12 protein-coding genes and 1 pseudogene are annotated in these 17,156 nt (G+C 63.3%); 3 read left to right on the forward strand and 10 right to left on the reverse strand.

The window, feature by feature from the left end; all coding sequences use genetic code 11:
- Window positions 1–63: 63 nt before the first annotated feature.
- From N6H05_RS04935 to N6H05_RS04950, 4 genes are all read right to left on the reverse strand, one after another.
- Window positions 64–1,077 (reverse strand): LacI family DNA-binding transcriptional regulator, encoded by a 1,014-nt coding sequence (locus tag N6H05_RS04935; protein WP_278394108.1) that lies wholly within the window; start codon window positions 1,075–1,077, stop codon window positions 64–66.
- Window positions 1,078–1,130: 53 nt separating this feature from the next.
- On the reverse strand, window positions 1,131–2,417 hold the full coding sequence (locus N6H05_RS04940) for an MFS transporter (protein WP_279729632.1): 1,287 nt from the start codon (window positions 2,415–2,417) through the stop codon (window positions 1,131–1,133).
- A gap of 176 nt (window positions 2,418–2,593) precedes the next feature.
- Window positions 2,594–3,370 carry an SDR family NAD(P)-dependent oxidoreductase gene (locus N6H05_RS04945; RefSeq protein ID WP_284112912.1) on the reverse strand — a complete coding sequence of 259 codons (777 nt, stop codon included), beginning with the start codon at window positions 3,368–3,370 and terminating at the stop codon, window positions 2,594–2,596.
- 55 nt (window positions 3,371–3,425) lie between these two features.
- Entirely contained in the window at window positions 3,426–3,845 is a 420-nt protein-coding gene (locus N6H05_RS04950) for a winged helix-turn-helix transcriptional regulator (protein ID WP_278394104.1), read from the reverse strand.
- Window positions 3,846–3,927: 82 nt separating this feature from the next.
- Here N6H05_RS04950 and N6H05_RS04955 point away from each other — a divergent pair, with 82 nt between their 5' ends.
- Window positions 3,928–4,662: an SDR family NAD(P)-dependent oxidoreductase gene (locus tag N6H05_RS04955; protein ID WP_063976521.1), complete on the forward strand. Its 735-nt coding sequence runs from the start codon at window positions 3,928–3,930 to the stop codon at window positions 4,660–4,662.
- Between the two features lie 564 nt (window positions 4,663–5,226).
- Here N6H05_RS04955 and N6H05_RS04960 read toward each other — a convergent pair.
- The 3 genes and pseudogenes from N6H05_RS04960 to N6H05_RS04970 all read right to left on the reverse strand — a co-directional run.
- Window positions 5,227–5,517, reverse strand: a pseudogene (locus tag N6H05_RS04960) (hypothetical protein); the annotation flags it as partial.
- Between the two features lie 268 nt (window positions 5,518–5,785).
- Window positions 5,786–7,432, reverse strand: coding sequence for an amidohydrolase family protein (locus tag N6H05_RS04965; RefSeq protein ID WP_284112914.1), 1,647 nt, complete (start codon window positions 7,430–7,432; stop codon window positions 5,786–5,788).
- Between the two features lie 73 nt (window positions 7,433–7,505).
- Complete coding sequence (locus tag N6H05_RS04970) at window positions 7,506–10,433, reverse strand: TonB-dependent receptor domain-containing protein (RefSeq protein ID WP_284112916.1); 2,928 nt, start codon at window positions 10,431–10,433, stop codon at window positions 7,506–7,508.
- 446 nt (window positions 10,434–10,879) lie between these two features.
- On the opposite strand from N6H05_RS04970, the gene N6H05_RS04975 reads away from it, so the two are divergent.
- Window positions 10,880–12,205, forward strand: coding sequence for an amidohydrolase family protein (locus tag N6H05_RS04975; RefSeq protein ID WP_284112917.1), 1,326 nt, complete (start codon window positions 10,880–10,882; stop codon window positions 12,203–12,205).
- Window positions 12,206–12,377: 172 nt separating this feature from the next.
- Here the strand turns inward: N6H05_RS04975 and N6H05_RS04980 are convergent, their stop codons facing one another.
- Complete coding sequence (locus tag N6H05_RS04980) at window positions 12,378–13,934, reverse strand: S10 family peptidase (protein WP_284112918.1); 1,557 nt, start codon at window positions 13,932–13,934, stop codon at window positions 12,378–12,380.
- Between the two features lie 106 nt (window positions 13,935–14,040).
- On the opposite strand from N6H05_RS04980, the gene N6H05_RS04985 reads away from it, so the two are divergent.
- The gene (locus tag N6H05_RS04985) at window positions 14,041–15,120 is read left to right on the forward strand and encodes an alpha/beta fold hydrolase (protein ID WP_284112919.1); all 1,080 of its coding nucleotides are present in this window, start codon (window positions 14,041–14,043) and stop codon (window positions 15,118–15,120) included.
- A gap of 82 nt (window positions 15,121–15,202) precedes the next feature.
- Here N6H05_RS04985 and N6H05_RS04990 read toward each other — a convergent pair whose 3' ends face one another.
- Together N6H05_RS04990 and N6H05_RS04995 are read right to left on the reverse strand one after the other, a co-directional pair.
- On the reverse strand, window positions 15,203–16,705 hold the full coding sequence (locus N6H05_RS04990) for a peptide MFS transporter (protein ID WP_284112920.1): 1,503 nt from the start codon (window positions 16,703–16,705) through the stop codon (window positions 15,203–15,205).
- Window positions 16,702–17,133: a YybH family protein gene (locus N6H05_RS04995; protein ID WP_284114168.1), complete on the reverse strand. Its 432-nt coding sequence runs from the start codon at window positions 17,131–17,133 to the stop codon at window positions 16,702–16,704. Before N6H05_RS04995 ends, N6H05_RS04990 begins: the two co-directional genes overlap by 4 nt.
- Window positions 17,134–17,156: the final 23 nt, after the last annotated feature.

Consider the following 17,156-nt stretch of genomic DNA (forward strand, 5'->3'; position numbering starts at 1 on the left):
CCGGAACCTATGTTTCGGCTACCTCGAAGGCCCGGCTCCCTCAGGGTGCCGGGCCTTTTCTTGTCAGCTTGATTCTCGGGTCACGATCTCCGGCGCGATCTGGATCGATCCGACCTCCTCGCCTGCGAGCCGCTGACACAGCTGCTCGACCAGCAGGGCGGCGCCGCGCTGGATGTCCTGCCGGATGGTGGTGAGCGGCGGGTTGGACAGCCGTGCCAGCGGCACATCGTCAAAGCCCACGACCGACAGTTGGTCGGGCACGCGGATATCCTGTTCGGCGGCGGCGGTGATGATGCTCATGGCGGTCACGTCGGACGCGGCAAACACGCCATCGGGGCGATGGCCCGCCGCAAAATAGTCGGCCGCCACGCGATAGCTGGCCTCTGGCGTGACATGCGCATGAACCAGTTCGACCCGATCGCGCGCATCGGCGGGCAGGGCGGACAGAAAGCCTTCATAGCGGGCGGCAAATTCGGGCACTGCGACATTGCCGAAAAAGGCGAGCTTGCCGCGTCCACGCTCCAGCAGATGTCGCGCCGCCAGCGCGCCGCCAGCGACATTGTCGGTCCCGATCGTCAGATACTGATTGCGCTCGGCATGGGCGCCCCAGATCACCAGCGGGCGATAATGGCTCGCGGTACGGTCCAGCACGGCGCTCTGGTTGGACTGGCCGATGATGATGACGCCATCGACCCGGCCGGCGCGGATGAAAGCGTCCAGCCAATCCTCGCCATCCGGCAGGACGCGCGAAAGCAGCAGATCATAGCCGCGCTCCGTCAGTTCGTCGGCCAGAAAGCCCAGCATCGCCATGAAGAAGGGATCGGACAGATGCTGCCCGCGCTCATGACCCAGGGGCAGCAGGACGGCGATCGCCCCGGTCCGGCCCAACCGCAGATTCTGCGCGGCGATATTCAACTGGAAGCCATGCTGGGCCGCCAGTTCCTGAATACGACGCCGCGTGTCCTTGTTGAGTGCGCCCTTCGACGTCAGCGCACGCGATACCGTCGATACCGAGACACCGGCGATCCGGGCGAGGTCGGTTATGCTGCGGACAGGTTCGTTCTGATGATCCGTCATGCCCTATCGTCTAGGCCAGCGAAGGACGGGGGACAATCCGGATCGCGGCTGTATCAATTCTTTCGAGGTTTCCTGACGATCAGGGTGGCGGCCCCGGCGGCGATCATCATCACGCCGCTCATCAACAGGATGTTACGCGGATCGCTGGCCAGCAGCGGGCGGTAGATGACGGGCACGATCAGCGTTTCAAGCAGCATGGGAATGACGATGAACATGTTGAAAATGCCCATATAGACCCCGGTCCGCTCGGGCGGGATGGCGTTGGCCAGCATGACATAGGGATTGCCCATCATGCTGGCCCAGCCAATGCCGATGCCGATCATCAGCAGGAACAGGTGCGCGCGATCGCTGGTACCGGGGATGGCCAGCATCGCGGCACCGGACAAGGCGACGGCCACGGCATGGACATGATGCGGCCCGATCCGTCGGCTGAGCGGCACCATGGCGAAAGCGGCGAGGAAGGCGACGGCATTGTAGAGCGCGCCCGCCTGGCCGGTGAGCAGCACCGCCTGGCGGAAGCCGCCGCTCGTCGGATCGGCGGTGTCGAAAATTGCACGGGCCAGCGCGAAACTGATGAACTGCCAATAGGCGAACATGGCGAACCATTGCAGCAGCATCGACAGGGCAAGCTGGCGCATGGCGACGGGCATGTCGCGCACAGCCGCCATGAAGTCGCGCAGCGCCGTGCCGAAGGACAAGCGCTCGCCGCTCATGCGTGCAATCTCCTCCGCCGGCAGCGGCAGTTCGGGCACGCGCAGCACGGACCACAGGATCGTCGAGATGGAAATGACCGCGCCGATCAGAAAGGCGATCCGGGTCACGTCCGGTATGCCGTTCGCATCGACCAGATCGGCATCGAAGCCCCACCACACCAGCAGCGTCGGCGCCAGATAGGACAGCGTCTGGGCGAGGCCGGTAAAGGCGCTCTGCGTCAGGAAGCCGACCGATCGCTGGCTCTCATTCAGTCGATCGCTGACATAGGCGCGATAGGGCTCCATGGTGATGTTGTTTGCCGCATCCAGCATCCAGAGCAGGCTGGCCGCAAACCAGAGCGTCGGGCTGTAGGGCATCATCAGCAGGCCTAGGCTGCACAATATGGCGCCGATCAGGAAGTAGGGCGTGCGCCGCCCCCAGCGGCTGACCGTCCGGTCGCTTAATGCGCCCACGATCGGTTGCACGAGCAGGCCGGTAACCGGCCCCGCCAGCCAGAGCAGCGGCAAATGCGCCTCATCCGCGCCAAGATAGCGATAGATCGGCCCCATATTGGCCTGTTGCAGGCCAAAGGAGAATTGGATGCCGAGAAAACCGAGATTCATTTCGACGATGCGTGACAGATGCATTCGTGGTTTGCTGGCTCTGTCCCGCATAGATCCTCTCCGTCGCCCTTGCGACCTTTCTGTCGTCGATCATACAGAGTGATGATGAATATGCAAACGTTTGCTTAAGGAGGGCAAATCGACTAAGGGCGAGTGTGCGGCAGATAGATCGTCGGGATGGCCGACCTTCCGACCGGGCGTCAGCCGTCAATACCGATCGTCATGCCCGTAAGCGCTTGCAGTGCCGTGAGCAGGCGATCTCCATGATCGGCGCTAGCTGCGGGAACTGCCGGCTCTTCGCGCCGCATGGCATGCCAATAGCCACCACTGGTCCGCGCTGCCTCGTCGTTGCTTGCGGCGAGCCAGCTCTGCGTCGCCTGTCCGGTCGCGATGTCGACCGGCGCGGACGCGCCGCCCATGCGTGTGCGCACCCAGCCTGGATCGACGGCGTTGCTCAGCACGTCACGCCATCGCCGTGCTATCGCCATGGCAAACGCGACGATTTGAAGCTTGCTATCGGCGTAGGCCTGTTCCGGCTGCCAGCGACGCCGGGTCCAGTCGAGATCATCCACGCCGGCATTGCCGCCCCGGTGAAGCCCGCTGCTCATGTAGACAAGGCGCTCGGGCCGTTCGATGCAGGCGGTCAGGACATAAGGCGCCAGCAGATTGACCGCGGTCATAACACTGTGGCCGTCCGCCGTCCGACCGCTGCCACTCGCGCCATATAGTGCGGCATTGTGGATCACTGCGTCCATGCGACCGATTGCATTCACCGCATCGGCCAAATCTCGTGTTTCCGACAGCAGGCTGAGATCGCCGGTCACTATTGCCAAAGCTTGCGGCATTTGCGCTGCCAGAGCCGCAGCCCGTTCGGCATTGCGGGCGTGGAGAACGACATCATGTCCGCCGGCAAGCAACGACTGCGCAGCGGCCAGCCCAAGGCCGGTCGAACTGCCAGTGATGAAAATTCTCGCCATATCGACTCCTTGCTCGGCGCATGGCCAGCGCCCAGAGGGCCAAAACGCATCGGGTCTATCTACGCTGCCAACTATCGCGTTCGGCGAAGATCCTCTGCATTTCCACCATATTCTCGGTGCCCCAGCTGCATAAAGGCTCGAGCGCCTGAGCGAGGCTTTGGCCGAGGGGTGTCAGCGTATAGTCCACGCGCGGCGGCACTTCCTTGTAATCAGTGCGCAGCAGAATCCCATCTGCTTCCAGTTCCTTCAACTGCTGGATCAGAACCTTGTCGCTCACGTCGCGGATCGCGCGTTTGAGCGCGCCGTAGCGATTGGGCCCCTGGAGCAGGAAGTAGAGGATCAACGGCTTCCACTTGCCGGCAATGACCTTGAGCGTCGCATCGAGGCCGCAGGTGAAATTAGGAGCAACGGTTCCAACTGAACACGCCCCTGCAGGCGTCGGAGCATCAAACAGGGATTTGGGCTCTGCAGACATTTTCGATACTTACCAAAAGGTGCATACTTGCCGATAGGTAGGTACGCCTCCAGCTACGTGCAACCTTAGTTTGGAGGAATTCATGAAAAGACTGGAAGGCAAGACTGCCATCATCACCGGCGGCGGTACAGGCATCGGCCTAGCATCAGCCCGGCGCTTCATCGCAGAAGGCGCGTTCGTCTATATTTTCGGACGTCGACAGGAAAAACTCGATGCTGCCCTAAGCGAACTAGGGGCAAACGCCCGCGCAGTGGCGGGTTCGGTTGCCGATCCTGCCGATCTCGATCGCCTGTTCGAGACAGTGAAGGCAGAGCGCGGATCGATAGACATCCTTTTCGCCAATGCCGGAACAGGCGCGCTGGTGCCGCTGCCGGACATTACTGCCGACCATTATGTTGAAACCTTCGACGTCAATGTGAAGGGCACGATCCTCACAGTGCAAAAGGGACTGAAGCTCATGGACACAGGCGGCTCGATCATTCTGACCGGGTCGACCACGGGTGTGATGGGGACACCGGCCTTCAGTATTTACAGCGCCTCCAAGGCTGCCGTGCGCAATCTTGCGCGCAGTTGGGCGCAGGATCTGCGGGGCACGGGAATCCGCATCAATGTGCTTTCACCCGGGCCAACGCTGACCGAACTGGCGGCCGAGGTCGTCGGCAAGGAGGCGATGATCGAAATGGGGGCAACTACACCGATCGGTCATGTCGGTGATCCATCCGAAGTGGCGGCAGCCGCTGCCTTCCTTGCCTCATCCGACAGCAGCTTCATGACCGGAAGCGAGCTGTTCACCGATGGCGGACTGGCGCAAATCTAAGCTGCATGCTGTTCGTTACGCGCCGACTTGCTTTAGGGCAAGCCGGCGCGAAGTCGCTGATAGGTGGATGATGCACAGACTGCCAGTCCACCTGCATTATGACCGTTAGCGCATCCTGTTCAGAATGGTTTTTGGACTGAACGTTTGACACAGCTAACATGCGATAACGAAGAGACCGAAGTTGGGTCCAGCAAATGGTCCGCTAAATGGTAAAAATAGGTCACGACCGCTGATGGCCCCGCGCAGCGACCGGCAGCTTTCGCACCTTAACCTCTCCGAGCGCGACATTCGTCTTGCCGTTGGCTACCGTGGTGAGGTGCGGAAATTTCGATTAACCGAAACAACTACACGTCTCATCACATATTGATCTTTATGGGGGTACTGCAGGGGGATCATTCAGCAACTTTCGAAACAATATAACGCAAAATCATTGCCTTAGATCGATGCTTAGGTCTGTGTGAGATCCTACTCCCGCAACCATACACACCAGCACCGCACACACGCCGCCTCGGATCATTCCCAAGGCGGCTCTTTTGCGTCCAAACAACATCAACGCCCTCAATCTCAGTGAAAATCCCGCGATTTTGGCAGGATGCGCACGTCGCGGGGGTGACGGGCGGCGGGGGCGGCCTGTTTCGGCGGTCCGGATTGCGACAATCGGTTGAGGTCGGCGGTGCGGTCATGGATGCGGCTCGCCATCAGATGGACGACGCCCTCCTTGCTGCGCTGCACCTCGCCCTCGACCAGCATCAGACGGCTGGCCATGACCGGGCGGCGCTGCAACTCGAACAGACGCGCCCAAAGCAGAATATTGGCGATGCCGGTCTCATCCTCAATGGTGAGGAAAACCGCATTGCACGCGCAAAAGGCCCGGCAAAACGCCGGGCCTTTTGCGTTGGAAAACATTTGCGCGATCAAGGGGCAGCCCATCCGTCATCGCAGGCGCGCGACCGCGATCCGTGCGCATGCCTCGTCCAGTCCCTGAACGCCGACAGACGCGCGCCAAGGCCAATTGGCGGGCTTTCCCGCTGCCGACAAGGGCTGTCGGCAACAGGAAAGCGCGCCTGTCGACAGGCTCCGGTCAGGCCTCAAAGGCCGCCATCTGCCTGTCGCTGCGAAGACCTCATGGTAGCGTAGAGGCCTCCGCATTCTCGATCGTCATGATGCCCGGTGGCATGCCGCGCTCGGCCTTCTGCCGGGCGACCATGGCGCGGATTTCCGCCCGCAACGCCTTTGCATCATAGATGATGCCGTCCTTGATCGTGTAATCGACGCCGCCGACCCGATCGACCTTGCCGGTCGCGTCATTGAGCCTGATCGATCCGGTGCCGAACAGCAGCCTCATGTTGGCCAGCGGGTTGCCCTTGATGACCACCAGGTCCGCCTTGCGGCCGACGCGGATGGTGCCGATCTGGTCCTCATGGCCGAGCAGCCGCGCGCCTTCCTGCGTCGCGGCGTGTATCACCTCCAGCGGGCTGAAGCCGGCCTCGCGCAGCAACTCCATCTCCTGGATATAGCCGAAACCGTAGAGATTGTAGATATAGCCGGCATCGCTGCCCACGGTGACGCGGCCGCCACGGTTCTTGTACTCGTTCACGAACCGCATCCAGCGGCGATAATTGTCCTTCCACGCCATTTCATGCTCGGTGGTCCAGTCGAACCAGTAGGCGCCATGATTGGTGCGGCTGGGGCGATAATAGTCCCACAGCGCCGGCATGGTGTAATCGGCATGCCATTGTGCCCGGCTCATCCGCATGAAGTCCCGGCTGGTGAGATAGGCGGTGAAGGTGGGGTCGAGGGTGAAGCCGCGTTCCAGCAGCCTGTCCATCACCTTGTTCCACTGGTCTGACCCCGGTTCGGCCGCCTGCGCCCACAGCCGCCCGGCTTCGCCAAAGCGCATCTGCTCGTCATTGTTGATGAAGTCGGTGGGGAAGGCCTGGATGCGCTGGTTGGTGAACATCGCCTCGGGCAGGCCATACCAATGTTCCATGCTTTCCAGGCCCGCGCCCGACGTACCGAGCACATTGGCATAGGCGACCAGTTGCTGGGCATGGTGCATGGTGCTGTGCAGGCCGAGCTTCTTCGTCTCGTCGAGCGCGGCATAGAGCACATCCTCCGGCGCGCCGCCGATGAACTTGATGCCGTCGGCGCCGCGCTTCTTGGCTTCCTGTATCACCGCGCGGGCGGTGGCGGCGTCGTTCACCGGGCCGCGTATCTGGTGGAACATCGGGTAGATGTCGATGCGCGGGGCGACGATCTCGTTGCGGGCGCTGCGCGCCTTGATGTCGGCCAGCCATTCGATCGGATGGCCGCTGCCCAGATCGCGCACGGAGGTGATGCCATGCGCCATCCAGAGCTTGAGAATATAGTCGGACGGCACTTTCTGTGCGTCGCTCAGCGAATGAAGATGGACATGGGCATCGACGAAGCCCGGCATGACATAGGCACCGGCCAGGTCGATCTCATGGTCGCCGGGCGCCGCGCGCAACGCCGGATTGATCGCGCCGGGCGCGCCGATCGACTTGATCTCGGCGATGCGGTCGTTCGACAGGACGATGTCGAACGGCCCCTGGGCCGGGGCACCGGTGCCGTCGATCATATAGACATGGCGCAGCACCGTGCGCTGGAACGGCCCTACGCCCTGGTTGCGGGCGGGAATGGGATCGGCCGCCTGTGTCGCCGGCGCACGGGATGCTTCTGGTGCCGCGAGCGCGCTGCCGCTCAGGAGCAGCGCGGCCAGGGCGAGAATGGGACGGGACCGGACGGCCATGCGGCGCTCTCCTTTATCGCTGTTGTGAAAGGCGGGCCGGAGCATCACTGCCCCGGCCCGCCTGCACGTCGGATCAGAACTTCATCCGCGCGCCGATGAAGTAGCGGCGACCCAGCGTGTCATAGAGCGACACGTCGGTATTGGCGTCGCCGACCAGCGTCGTGCCCAGGATCGGCGGTTGCCGGTCGAGCAGATTGTTGACCCCGCCGAAGAAGGAGAAGGTCTCCGTCGCGTCGATCGAGAAGCTGGTGTCGAGATACCAGACCGGGTCCACCGACTTCACCACATTGGTCGCGGTCGGATAGAGTTTCAGGTCGCCGATCATCCGGCCCTGCAGGCGGAAGCTTAAGGGGCCGCTGGCATAGGTGGCGCCCAGGTTCAGCTTGAAGTCCGGGGTGATGAAGCCGCCGGTGCCGACCGAACAGCCCGCGCCATAATAGCCGGCGCAATCCTGCGGGGCGGAGGTGGCGAGCACCTGCGTCGTGCGCTCGAACAGCCAGCTGGCGATCGCCTGCAGCGACAGGCTGGCATCGTCGCCCAGCGACAGAGCGCCGGGCAGCGGCACGCGATAATCGACCTGCGCGTCGATGCCGTTGACCTTGAGCGAGCCGATATTGTTGCTCGACACGCTGACATAGTCGAGCTGGCCATTGCCCAGGCGCGTGATCGCCCGGCAGGTGGCGCTGCCGGCATCCATCATCGTGTAGCAGTCATTCATCGTCTGCTGCGCGTTGACGGTCATGATCGCGTCGTCGACCTTCACGTTGAAATAGTCGACCGTGATGTTGAGGCGCGGGATGAAGGGCGGCGAGATCACGGCGCCGATCGTGTAGGTCTTCGACTTTTCCTCATGCAGGTTCGGGTTGCCGCCGCTGTCCTGGTTGAGGCCCAGCGTCGCCTGGGTGAAGTTGGCGATTTCGCCCGCCGGTACGCCGGTGGCGACGCAGAAACTCTTGAGCGCGTCGCTGCGATTGTCCCCGCCCGAGGTCGGGATGGCGCAGGGATCGGTGCCGCTGGAATAGCCGCGCGTCACAGCCGTATAGAGTTCGGCGATATTGGGGGCGCGGATCGCGCTGTTATAGGCGCCACGGATGCGGATCCAGCTGACCGGGGCATATTCGCCACCCAGCTTCCAGGTAAAGACCTTGCCGACCGAGCTGTAATCCGAATAGCGGGCCGCGCCCTCGATCGCCAGCGTCTCGAAGAACGGTATGTCTGCGAGGATCGGGATGCGCAGTTCGCCGAACAGTTCCTTGACGTCATAGGCACCGGCCAGTGCCTTCTGCGACACCGCGCCATATTCATTGGCCAGGTCGAGCGGACTGGGGCTGAACGTATATTTGTCCTTGCGATATTCGGCACCCAGCGCGACCGACACCGGGCCGGCGGGCAGTTCGAACAGGGTGCCGGCAATGCTGGCGCCCGCCACCTGGCGGGTGAAGATGTCATGGCTTTCGCGCACCGGGGTCAGGAAGGCGCCGGCTGCCGGACTGATCGAATTGAGGCCCAGGATCGACACGGGAACGCAGCCCAGCGACTGGTTGCGACAGACGACATTGCCTGAGGAATCGATGACCGCGTCCAGACCCATCGACAGGCGGGTCTGCGAGATCAGGCCCTCGTTTCGGGTGTCGGTGCGGTTGCGCATATATTGGTAGAAGGCGTCCCACTTCCAATCGCTGCCCAGCAGCGATACGTCACCGCGCAGGCCGGTGGTGATCTGGTAGGATTGCCGTTCATAGCGATAGTTGCGCGTGCCCAGTTCGTCCGCGCGACGGCCGCCGCCGACGATTTCCGCCGTGCCGTCGCCATTGGTGTCGAAGATGGCGGCATTGTTGGCGAAGAACTGGCGCAGGCTTTCGGGCAGTACCGGGTTGCTGGCATAATTGGGGATCAGCAATGTCGAGGAGGCGGCACCGGGCGTCAGCGGTGTAAAGCTGTCGGGCGCCAGGATCATGTCATTCTTGGCGTTGACGAAATAGGCCTCGGCATAGGCGGTGATCTTGTCAGCCACCTCATAATGGGCGTTGGCAGCGACGTTGAACCGATCGAGCGGGCGCTGTAGCAGATTATAGGGCGCGTAGTTGTAAGTATCTTCGGGCTGGCAATAGGGCAGCACGGCCCCATTCTCGCCAAAACGAATGCCGGTGACGGACGTACAGCTGCCGCCGGGGGTCAGGTTGACGCCGGTCAGGGCTGCGCGCTGCGCCGCACTCAGCGGGACGCGGGTGCCGGGGATGCTGCCCGAACCCGAATAGACCAGCTTGCCATTGACTTCGCCCAGCGGCGTTCGGCTGAAGCCACGGTCATTCTGGGTGATCGACGACTGGCGCGTCCAGCTGCCCGACAGGGTGACATTGCCCCGGCCATCGGCGGTGCTGGTGCCAAAGGTCAGGTCGAGCTTCTTCGATTCGGCGTCGCCGCGATCAGAAATGCCATATTGGGCGCTGGCTTCGACGCCCTCGAACTTGTCGTCGAGGATGAAGTTGACCGCGCCGGCGATCGCATCGGAGCCATAGACGGCCGACGCACCACCGGTGATGATCTCGACCCGCTTGATCAGGGCGTCGGGAATGGAGGCAAGGTCGACATTGCCGTTGGAATCGGCGGGGATGAAGCGGCGACCGTTGACCAGCACCAGCGTGCGGGTGTTGCCAAGGCCGCGCAGATTGGCGGTCAGCACGCCCGACCCGCCGCCATTATTGACGGTGGAGGTGTTGCCCGACGCCAGCTGCGGCATCTCGTTCAGGGTCTTTTCCAGCGTGACGTTGCCCGACAGCTTCACATCCTCGCTGCCCATGACCGAGATCGGGCTGGGCGCGGTCAAATCGGTGCGGACGAGGCGCGACCCGGTGACGACGATATCGGTGGGCGGCTGTATGTGCTCCTGGGCCTCCTGCGCGTGGGCGACCGAACCAAAGGCGGCGCCGGCCAGGATGGTCGACAGCAACAAACGGCTATTGCGGCGGCCATATAGGCCAGCCGGTCGGATCGTCATCATTAGTCTATCCCCTTGTAATCGCTAGGATTCAATTCATTCGACACAGATTATGATTGTGTGCGCGCACCGTGATGGATGCTGCGCCGATGTCGGCTCCTGCGTGCCCGACCGGCTGACGGCCGCCCGAACGGGTTTTCAGCTCCTCTCTCTGTCTTTGCGGCTCTTTGACCGCTTCAATGTATATTGAATATCGTATACTTTAATCATGCTGAGACCGCATGGCGCTGTCAAGATTGCAGTTAAATGTCAGTCCGCAGAGGCCCGGAAAAACCGTCAAAAGGGGAGTTAGTGATATGAAAACAATGGAAAAGATTGTTCGCTCTCTGCTGCTTTCCGCAGCATTTTCAGGGCTGTTCCTGCCGAGAAATGTTGCGGCTGAAACAATATGGATACGCGACGTAACCATCATCGACGGCACCGGGGCCGCAGCAAAGGCGGGGCAGGACGTGCTCATCGCGGATGGGAAGGTTGCAGCGGTCGGCGCAAAGCTGAAGGCGCCGGCGTCGGCCAGGCAGGTCGATGGCCGCGGGCATTATCTGCTGCCCGGCTTCATCGACTCCAATGTTCATGCGACCGTCTATGGCAACCCGGCGCGCCGCGACACCTCATCGCGCTATGCGGATCGGAATGAGGAACTGGCGCTCGAATTTGCCCAGCGCCAGTTGCGCGCGGGCGTCACCACCATGCGCGACAGCTATGGCGTGCTGCCGCCGCTGCTGGCGGTGCGTGATCGGATCGCCAGCGGCCAGGCGATCGGCGCGCGCATGCTGGTGGCGGGCAATATATTGGGCTGGGGCGGCCCATTTTCGCTGACCTATTCACTGACCGGCGATCGCGACCTGACCCTGTTCCAGGAACAGTGGAACGACATGCTGGCCCAGGGCATGGGTGAGGAACTGATGGACATGACGCCGGAACAATTGCGCGCCGCTGTCAGCGCCTATCTCGATCGGGGCGTTGATTTCCTCAAATATGGCGGCACCAGCCATTTCATGATGCCCTCGCTGATCGGCTTTTCGCCGCGCCAGCAGGCGGTGATCGTGGCGGAGGCGCACAGGCGTGGCAAGATGGCCGAAACCCATGCCACCAGTTCGGAAGGGCTGCGCCTGGCGGTCGAGGCGGGAATCGACCTGATCCAGCATCCCGAGATATTGAGCCGCGACTATCCCGACGATCTGATCGCCCTGATCCTGTCAAAGGGAACGCTGTGCGCGATGCGCTCCAACATGGTCACCGGCGCGGTGCGACAGAAGCAGATTGCCAGGCGAACCAAGGCGGTGGCGGACATTGCGCAGATGCCGCCGGCGCTGACCAGCACCGAACTGCGTCGCCGGGCAGCGATGCGCGGCGACGATGCGGAGATCGAGCGGCGCAATGCCGAGCGGCTGGTCGCGGCCGGATGCCCCGTCACGATCGCGACCGACAATTATCTGGGCGATGCGCCCGAGTTTCGCCGCGGCCCCAAATCGCCGGAGCAGGAGCCGGGCGAGGGGAGCCTGTTGGCGATCGAGGGGCTGGTGGAACTGGGCATGACGCCGATGCAGGCGATCGTCGCGGCAACCCGCAACGGGGCACGGGCGGCCGGGCGACTACAGGATCTGGGCACGGTGGAGCCGGGCAAGATCGCCGACCTGCTGCTGCTCGATGCCGATCCGCTGGCCGACATTCATAATATCCGCCGCCTCGGCCGGCTGTTCGTCGGGGGCAAGGAGGTCGATCTTCAGGCCCTGCCGCAGACGCACCTGTTCGTGGTGGATCAGCCAATGCCCTGAGGACGTTACCTGCCGTCTGCAAGCGGCCAAAGCCGGATGTTCATTCCTCCCCTGCAAGGGGAGGGGGACCGGCGAAGCCGGTGGAGGGGTGTTCCGCTATCGAATGGGTGACGCCCCTCGGCCAGGCGCTGGCAGGGAGGATGATAGGCAGACCATCCCCCCGTCCTGCCGCCTATTCCGTCGCGCTGTCGTAGAAGGCCAGCAGGTCGCGGCGCAGGCCCTTCATGGACTCCGGGTGGATGTAGATCATGTGCCCGGATTCATAATAGCGATAGCTGATATTGGCCTGCAGCGCCTTGTCGAGCTGCATGTGCTTCAGGTCATATTCGGCGCCGGCAAAGGGTGTCGCCATGTCATAATAGCCGTTGAGCGACAGCACTTTCAAATGGCTGTTGGTGCGTATCGCGCGGGCCAGGTCCAGCGCGGTGTCGGCCGCCGGCATCGGCCGGCCGCCGCCGCCCGGTGCGCGATGGCGCTGGTCCCAGGCCGGGCTGATCTCCTTGTAGAAATTCGGGCGGTAGCTGAGCGGCGTCTTGTAGCCGAGCGTGCCGAACAGATAGGAATTGAGCGCCGCGATATAGGCGCCGCTGATCGACGTGTCGGCCGCGTCAAATTCGGGATCGGCGGCGCTGTCGTCGACATCGATGCCGACGAAGCGCGAATCCAGCCGGCCGACGGTGCGGCTGCTGTCGCGCATCAGCTCCTTGCGGAACCGGCCGAGGTCGATGCGCAGCTTGTTCTGCAGGATGAAGCCCTTGGACAGGCTGGTATAGGCGGCGAGTTGGGTCGCGATCGCATCGCGCTCGCCATCGGGCAGGTCGTCGCCCTTGGCCAGCGCAGAGAGATAGGGGCCCAGGGCAAAGGCGCGCACTTCGCTCAGGAACGGCTCCAGCGTCGCCGGCCGGTTGGGCAGGCGGTTATGATACCAGGCGGTGGCCGCATAGCTGGGCAGATAGGTGACGTTGATCTGGTCATAGCCCGGATTGCGGATGCCATAGTTCAGGATCGACGACAGCAGCACCACGCCGTTCATCTGCACGCCGCGTTCCTGCAACGTGTTGACCAGGCCCGCGGCGCGCAGCGTGCCATAGCTTTCGCCGAGCAGGAATTTGGGCGCATTCCAGCGATTGTTGATCGTCAGATAGCGCTGGATGGCGCTGGCAAAGGCATCGATGTCCGGATCGACGCCCCAGAAATCCTTGCCCTGCGCCTTGCCGAGCGGGCGCGACAGGCCAGTGCCGATCGCGTCGATGAAGACCAGGTCGCTGCGGTCGATCAGGCTGTCGGGATTGGGTCCGATGGCGAAGGGGGCGGGGCGGGCAGTATCGGGCGTCGGCGTATCCACCCGGACGGGGCCAAAGGAGCCGATGTGCAGCCACATGGTCGACGAACCCGGACCGCCGTTGAACAGGAAGGTGACGGGGCGTTCCTTCGCGCCCTTGGCCCGATCGGCGACATAGGCGGTGTAGAACATGCTCGCGATCGGCTCGCCGGCATCGTTGCGGATCGTCAGTGTGCCGGGCGTCGCGCTATAGTGGATTAGCTTGCCGGCGACCGTCACCGACGCGCGGCTGGGCATCGCCTGTTCCTCGACCGGGGCGACGGCGCTATCGTCTTTCTTGGCCTCTTCCTTCTCCGCCGGGACAGGCTTGTCGGCGGCGATCGACGGCGCAGCCAGTGCCGCCAGCAGCAGGGGAAGGGCGGAATATGCGATGTTTTTCGGGATCATGACTCTGCCTGTTGCCTAAATTTGCGGCAAACCGTACATCGTATACCAAATCTGTCAAATGCGCATAGGCGTCATCTTCGTAAAGTTCCAAGGGAGGACCAGATATATGAAAAACCGTTGGCCCCGGCTCGCCGCCGCTGCCGCACTGCTGCTCGCCACGCCGGCACTGGCGCAGGGCTTCGATGCCGCGCAGGTCAAGCAGGGCGACCATGTCATCCGCGACTTCGCCTTTCGCTCCGGTGAGACGCTGCCGGAACTGCGGATGCATTATCGCACCATCGGCACGCCGCATCGTGATGCCAAGGGGCGGATCGACAATGCGGTGATGATCCTGCACGGCACCGGCGGATCAGGCGCGCAATTCCTGCAGCCGCAATTTGCCGACGAGTTGTACGGCCCCGGCCAGCCGCTGGACGTGCGCCGCTATTTCATCATCCTGCCCGACAATATCGGCCATGGCGATTCTTCCAAGCCCAGCGACGGCCTGCGCATGGCCTTCCCCCATTATGATTATGACGACATGGTCGAGGCGCAGCGCCGCATGCTGGTCGACGGGCTGAAGATCGATCATCTGCGGCTGACCTTCGGCACCTCGATGGGCTGCATGCACATCTTCGTCTGGGGCGAGAAGCATCCCGGCTTTGCCAGTGCGCTGATGCCGATGGCGTGCCAGGCGGCGCCGATCGCCGGGCGCAACCGGATGTGGCGCAAGGCAGCGATGGACGGCATCCGCGCCGATCCCGCCTGGCAGGATGGCAACTACAAGGCGCAGCCGCTGCTGGGTCTGCGCACCGCATCCAGCCTGTCGCAGATCGCCGGTGCCGCCGCCTGGTACATGCAGGTGCAATTCCCCACGCGCGATGCGGTCGACGCCTATTGGAAGGAGCGGTTCGATCGCGACATCGCCAGCCGCGACGCCAACGATTATCTCTATCAGCTCGATTCCTCGCGCGATTATGATCCCTCCGCCGACCTGGAGAAGATCAGCGCGCCGATGACGTGGATCAACTCCTCCGATGATTTCATCAATCCGCCGGAAATGGGCATGGCCGAAACGGCGGCCAAGCGCCTGAAGACCACGCGTTACAAGCTGATCCCCTATTCGCCCGAGACGCGGGGACACAGCACACACACTTGGGCGAAATTCTGGAAGGATGAACTGCTCGCGCTGCTGGAGCGGAGCTGATCCTTGATGCGCCCGCCGGCGCATGGGGGAGCGGGCCGGTAAGGAATGGAAATGCGCGCTTCCGCGCATTTCCCAAAAGACGCTATCGGCCGCCTTGCTTCATGAGGCGGCCGATCCACGGAGAAAGTGCCAGGACGGCAAGGCCGATCAGCATCGCAAGGCCGCCGATCCGGCCATAGGCGGCGAGCACCGTGCTGGCCTGATCTGCCCCCGCCGATGCGCCGATGGCGGCGGCGATCACGCCTGACATGAAATTGCCGCCCGCCGTCGCCAGGAACCAGGTGCCCATCATCAGCCCCAGCATATGGGGCGGCGACAGGCGCGACATCGCTGCCAGCCCGACCGGCGACAGGCATAGTTCGCCCATGGTGTGAAGCAGGTAGAGCAGCAGGATGAAGAGCATCGGCATCTTCGCCCCCGGCAGCATCATGCCCGCGCCGACCAGCAGCAGGAAGCCCGCGCCGACCTGAATGATGGCCATGCCGAACTTGGCGGGGGCGGATGGCTCCAGCCCGCGCCGACCGAGCTTCAGCCATAGCCAGGCGAAGAAGGGTGCGAGCAGGAAGATGGAGAAGGGACCGACCGCCTGGAACAGCGAGGCCGGCACCGTGATGCCGAATAGCGTGCGGTCGACATGGCGGTCGATGAACAGGTTGAGCGAGGAGCCGGTCTGTTCGAACAGGCCCCAAAAAACCGGCTGCACCACCAGCAGGAAGATCGCCACCAGCAACCGCCCGCGCGCCGCCGGATCGAGCTTCAGGCAGGCATAGGCGACCAGGCCGACGCCCATGGCAAAGCCGCTGGCGCTCAGCAGATAGCCGACCGAGGCGGGACTGGCGAGCAGGGCCATCATCGCCGCGGTGAAGGGCAGGGCGCTGGCATAGAGCCAATATTCGCGGGGAATGCCGAACAGCGGGCCTGCCAGCCAGGCCGGATCGGGCGCCTCGCCCTGGCCCTGCAACAATGGCCTGCCCATGACGAATACGATGATGCCCAGGATCATGCCCAGCGCCGCCGCGCCAAAGCCCCAGGACCAGCCGATCGTTTCACCCAGCAGGCCACAGACAAGCGGGCCGAGTGCGCCGCCAAGATTAATCCCCATGTAGAAGATGGTGTAGGCCGGGTCGCGGCGCATGTCGTCGCGCGGATAGAGCTGGCCGACCAGCACCGAGACATTGGCCTTGAGGAAGCCGGTGCCGACCACGATTACCGCCATGCCGGCGAGGAAGATGCGGGTCGCGCTCTCACGGTCGCCGCCCAGCGCATCGAGACCGAGCAGGATATGGCCGCAGGCGATCACGATGCCGCCGAACAGCACCGCCTTGCGCGCGCCGAGGTAGCGATCGGCCAGCCAGCCGCCGACCAGCGGGCTGACGAACACCAGCGCGATATAGGCGCCATAGAGCATGCCGGCGCGCTCGTCGGAGAAGAGGAACTGCTTGGTCAGGTAGAAGATCAGCAGCGCCCGCATGCCGTAGAAGGAGAAACGCTCCCACAATTCGGTAAAGAAGAGGATGAACAGGCCGCGCGGATGGCCGAGGAAGGTGGCGGGGACGTGATGATCGGCTGGGGGCATGGCGCTCATTGGCAATAGGCTGGGTGGGTCGCGTCCGGCTCGAACGCCGACACATGGTTGAGGGCGATCACCCAGCGGCCCTCGACCTTGCGCATCAGCCGCGTATTGATGCCGGACTGGCCGGGTTTGGCGGCAAGGTGGAAGCGGCTGATCAGCTGGGCTGCGTCGGGCGCCAGCATCTCGATCCTGATGTCGCAGAAATGGAGCGTGCCGCGCGTCTCGGGCGAGGCGCCATAGTCGCGGACATAATGGTCGAGCGTTCCCTGCCAGTCGCGCTGGAACTGGCCGCGCGACACGAAGGTGACGCCAGGGTTGAGGAAGCCCGCCATATAGCCGTGAAAATCACCCCGGTTCCAGGCAGCTTCCATGTCGGCAATCACCTGGCGGATCGCCGCCTTATCCGTCTCCGCCGAAGGGGGGATCGGCGCGGCGCCCATGCAGAGCGCCGCGCCGATCAAGG

It is taken from the genome of Sphingobium sp. WTD-1 (assembly GCF_030128825.1).
In the GTDB taxonomy this organism is placed as follows: Bacteria; Pseudomonadota; Alphaproteobacteria; order Sphingomonadales; family Sphingomonadaceae; genus Sphingobium.

Bases quoted from the DNA above. Each gene is read 5' to 3' on its own strand.
- N6H05_RS04965 (WP_284112914.1), bottom strand. From the start codon at position 7,432: ATGGCCGTCCGGTCCCGTCCCATTCTCGCCCTGGCCGCGCTGCTCCTG.
- N6H05_RS04950 (WP_278394104.1), bottom strand. From the start codon at position 3,845: ATGTCTGCAGAGCCCAAATCCCTGTTTGATGCTCCGACGCCTGCAGGG.
- N6H05_RS04985 (WP_284112919.1), top strand. From the start codon at position 14,041: ATGAAAAACCGTTGGCCCCGGCTCGCCGCCGCTGCCGCACTGCTGCTC.
- N6H05_RS04980 (WP_284112918.1), bottom strand. From the start codon at position 13,934: ATGATCCCGAAAAACATCGCATATTCCGCCCTTCCCCTGCTGCTGGCG.
- N6H05_RS04940 (WP_279729632.1), bottom strand. From the start codon at position 2,417: ATGCATCTGTCACGCATCGTCGAAATGAATCTCGGTTTTCTCGGCATC.
- N6H05_RS04945 (WP_284112912.1), bottom strand. From the start codon at position 3,370: ATGGCGAGAATTTTCATCACTGGCAGTTCGACCGGCCTTGGGCTGGCC.
- N6H05_RS04990 (WP_284112920.1), bottom strand. From the start codon at position 16,705: ATGAGCGCCATGCCCCCAGCCGATCATCACGTCCCCGCCACCTTCCTC.
- N6H05_RS04935 (WP_278394108.1), bottom strand. From the start codon at position 1,077: ATGACGGATCATCAGAACGAACCTGTCCGCAGCATAACCGACCTCGCC.
- N6H05_RS04955 (WP_063976521.1), top strand. From the start codon at position 3,928: ATGAAAAGACTGGAAGGCAAGACTGCCATCATCACCGGCGGCGGTACA.
- N6H05_RS04970 (WP_284112916.1), bottom strand. From the start codon at position 10,433: ATGATGACGATCCGACCGGCTGGCCTATATGGCCGCCGCAATAGCCGT.
- N6H05_RS04995 (WP_284114168.1), bottom strand. From the start codon at position 17,133: ATGGGCGCCGCGCCGATCCCCCCTTCGGCGGAGACGGATAAGGCGGCG.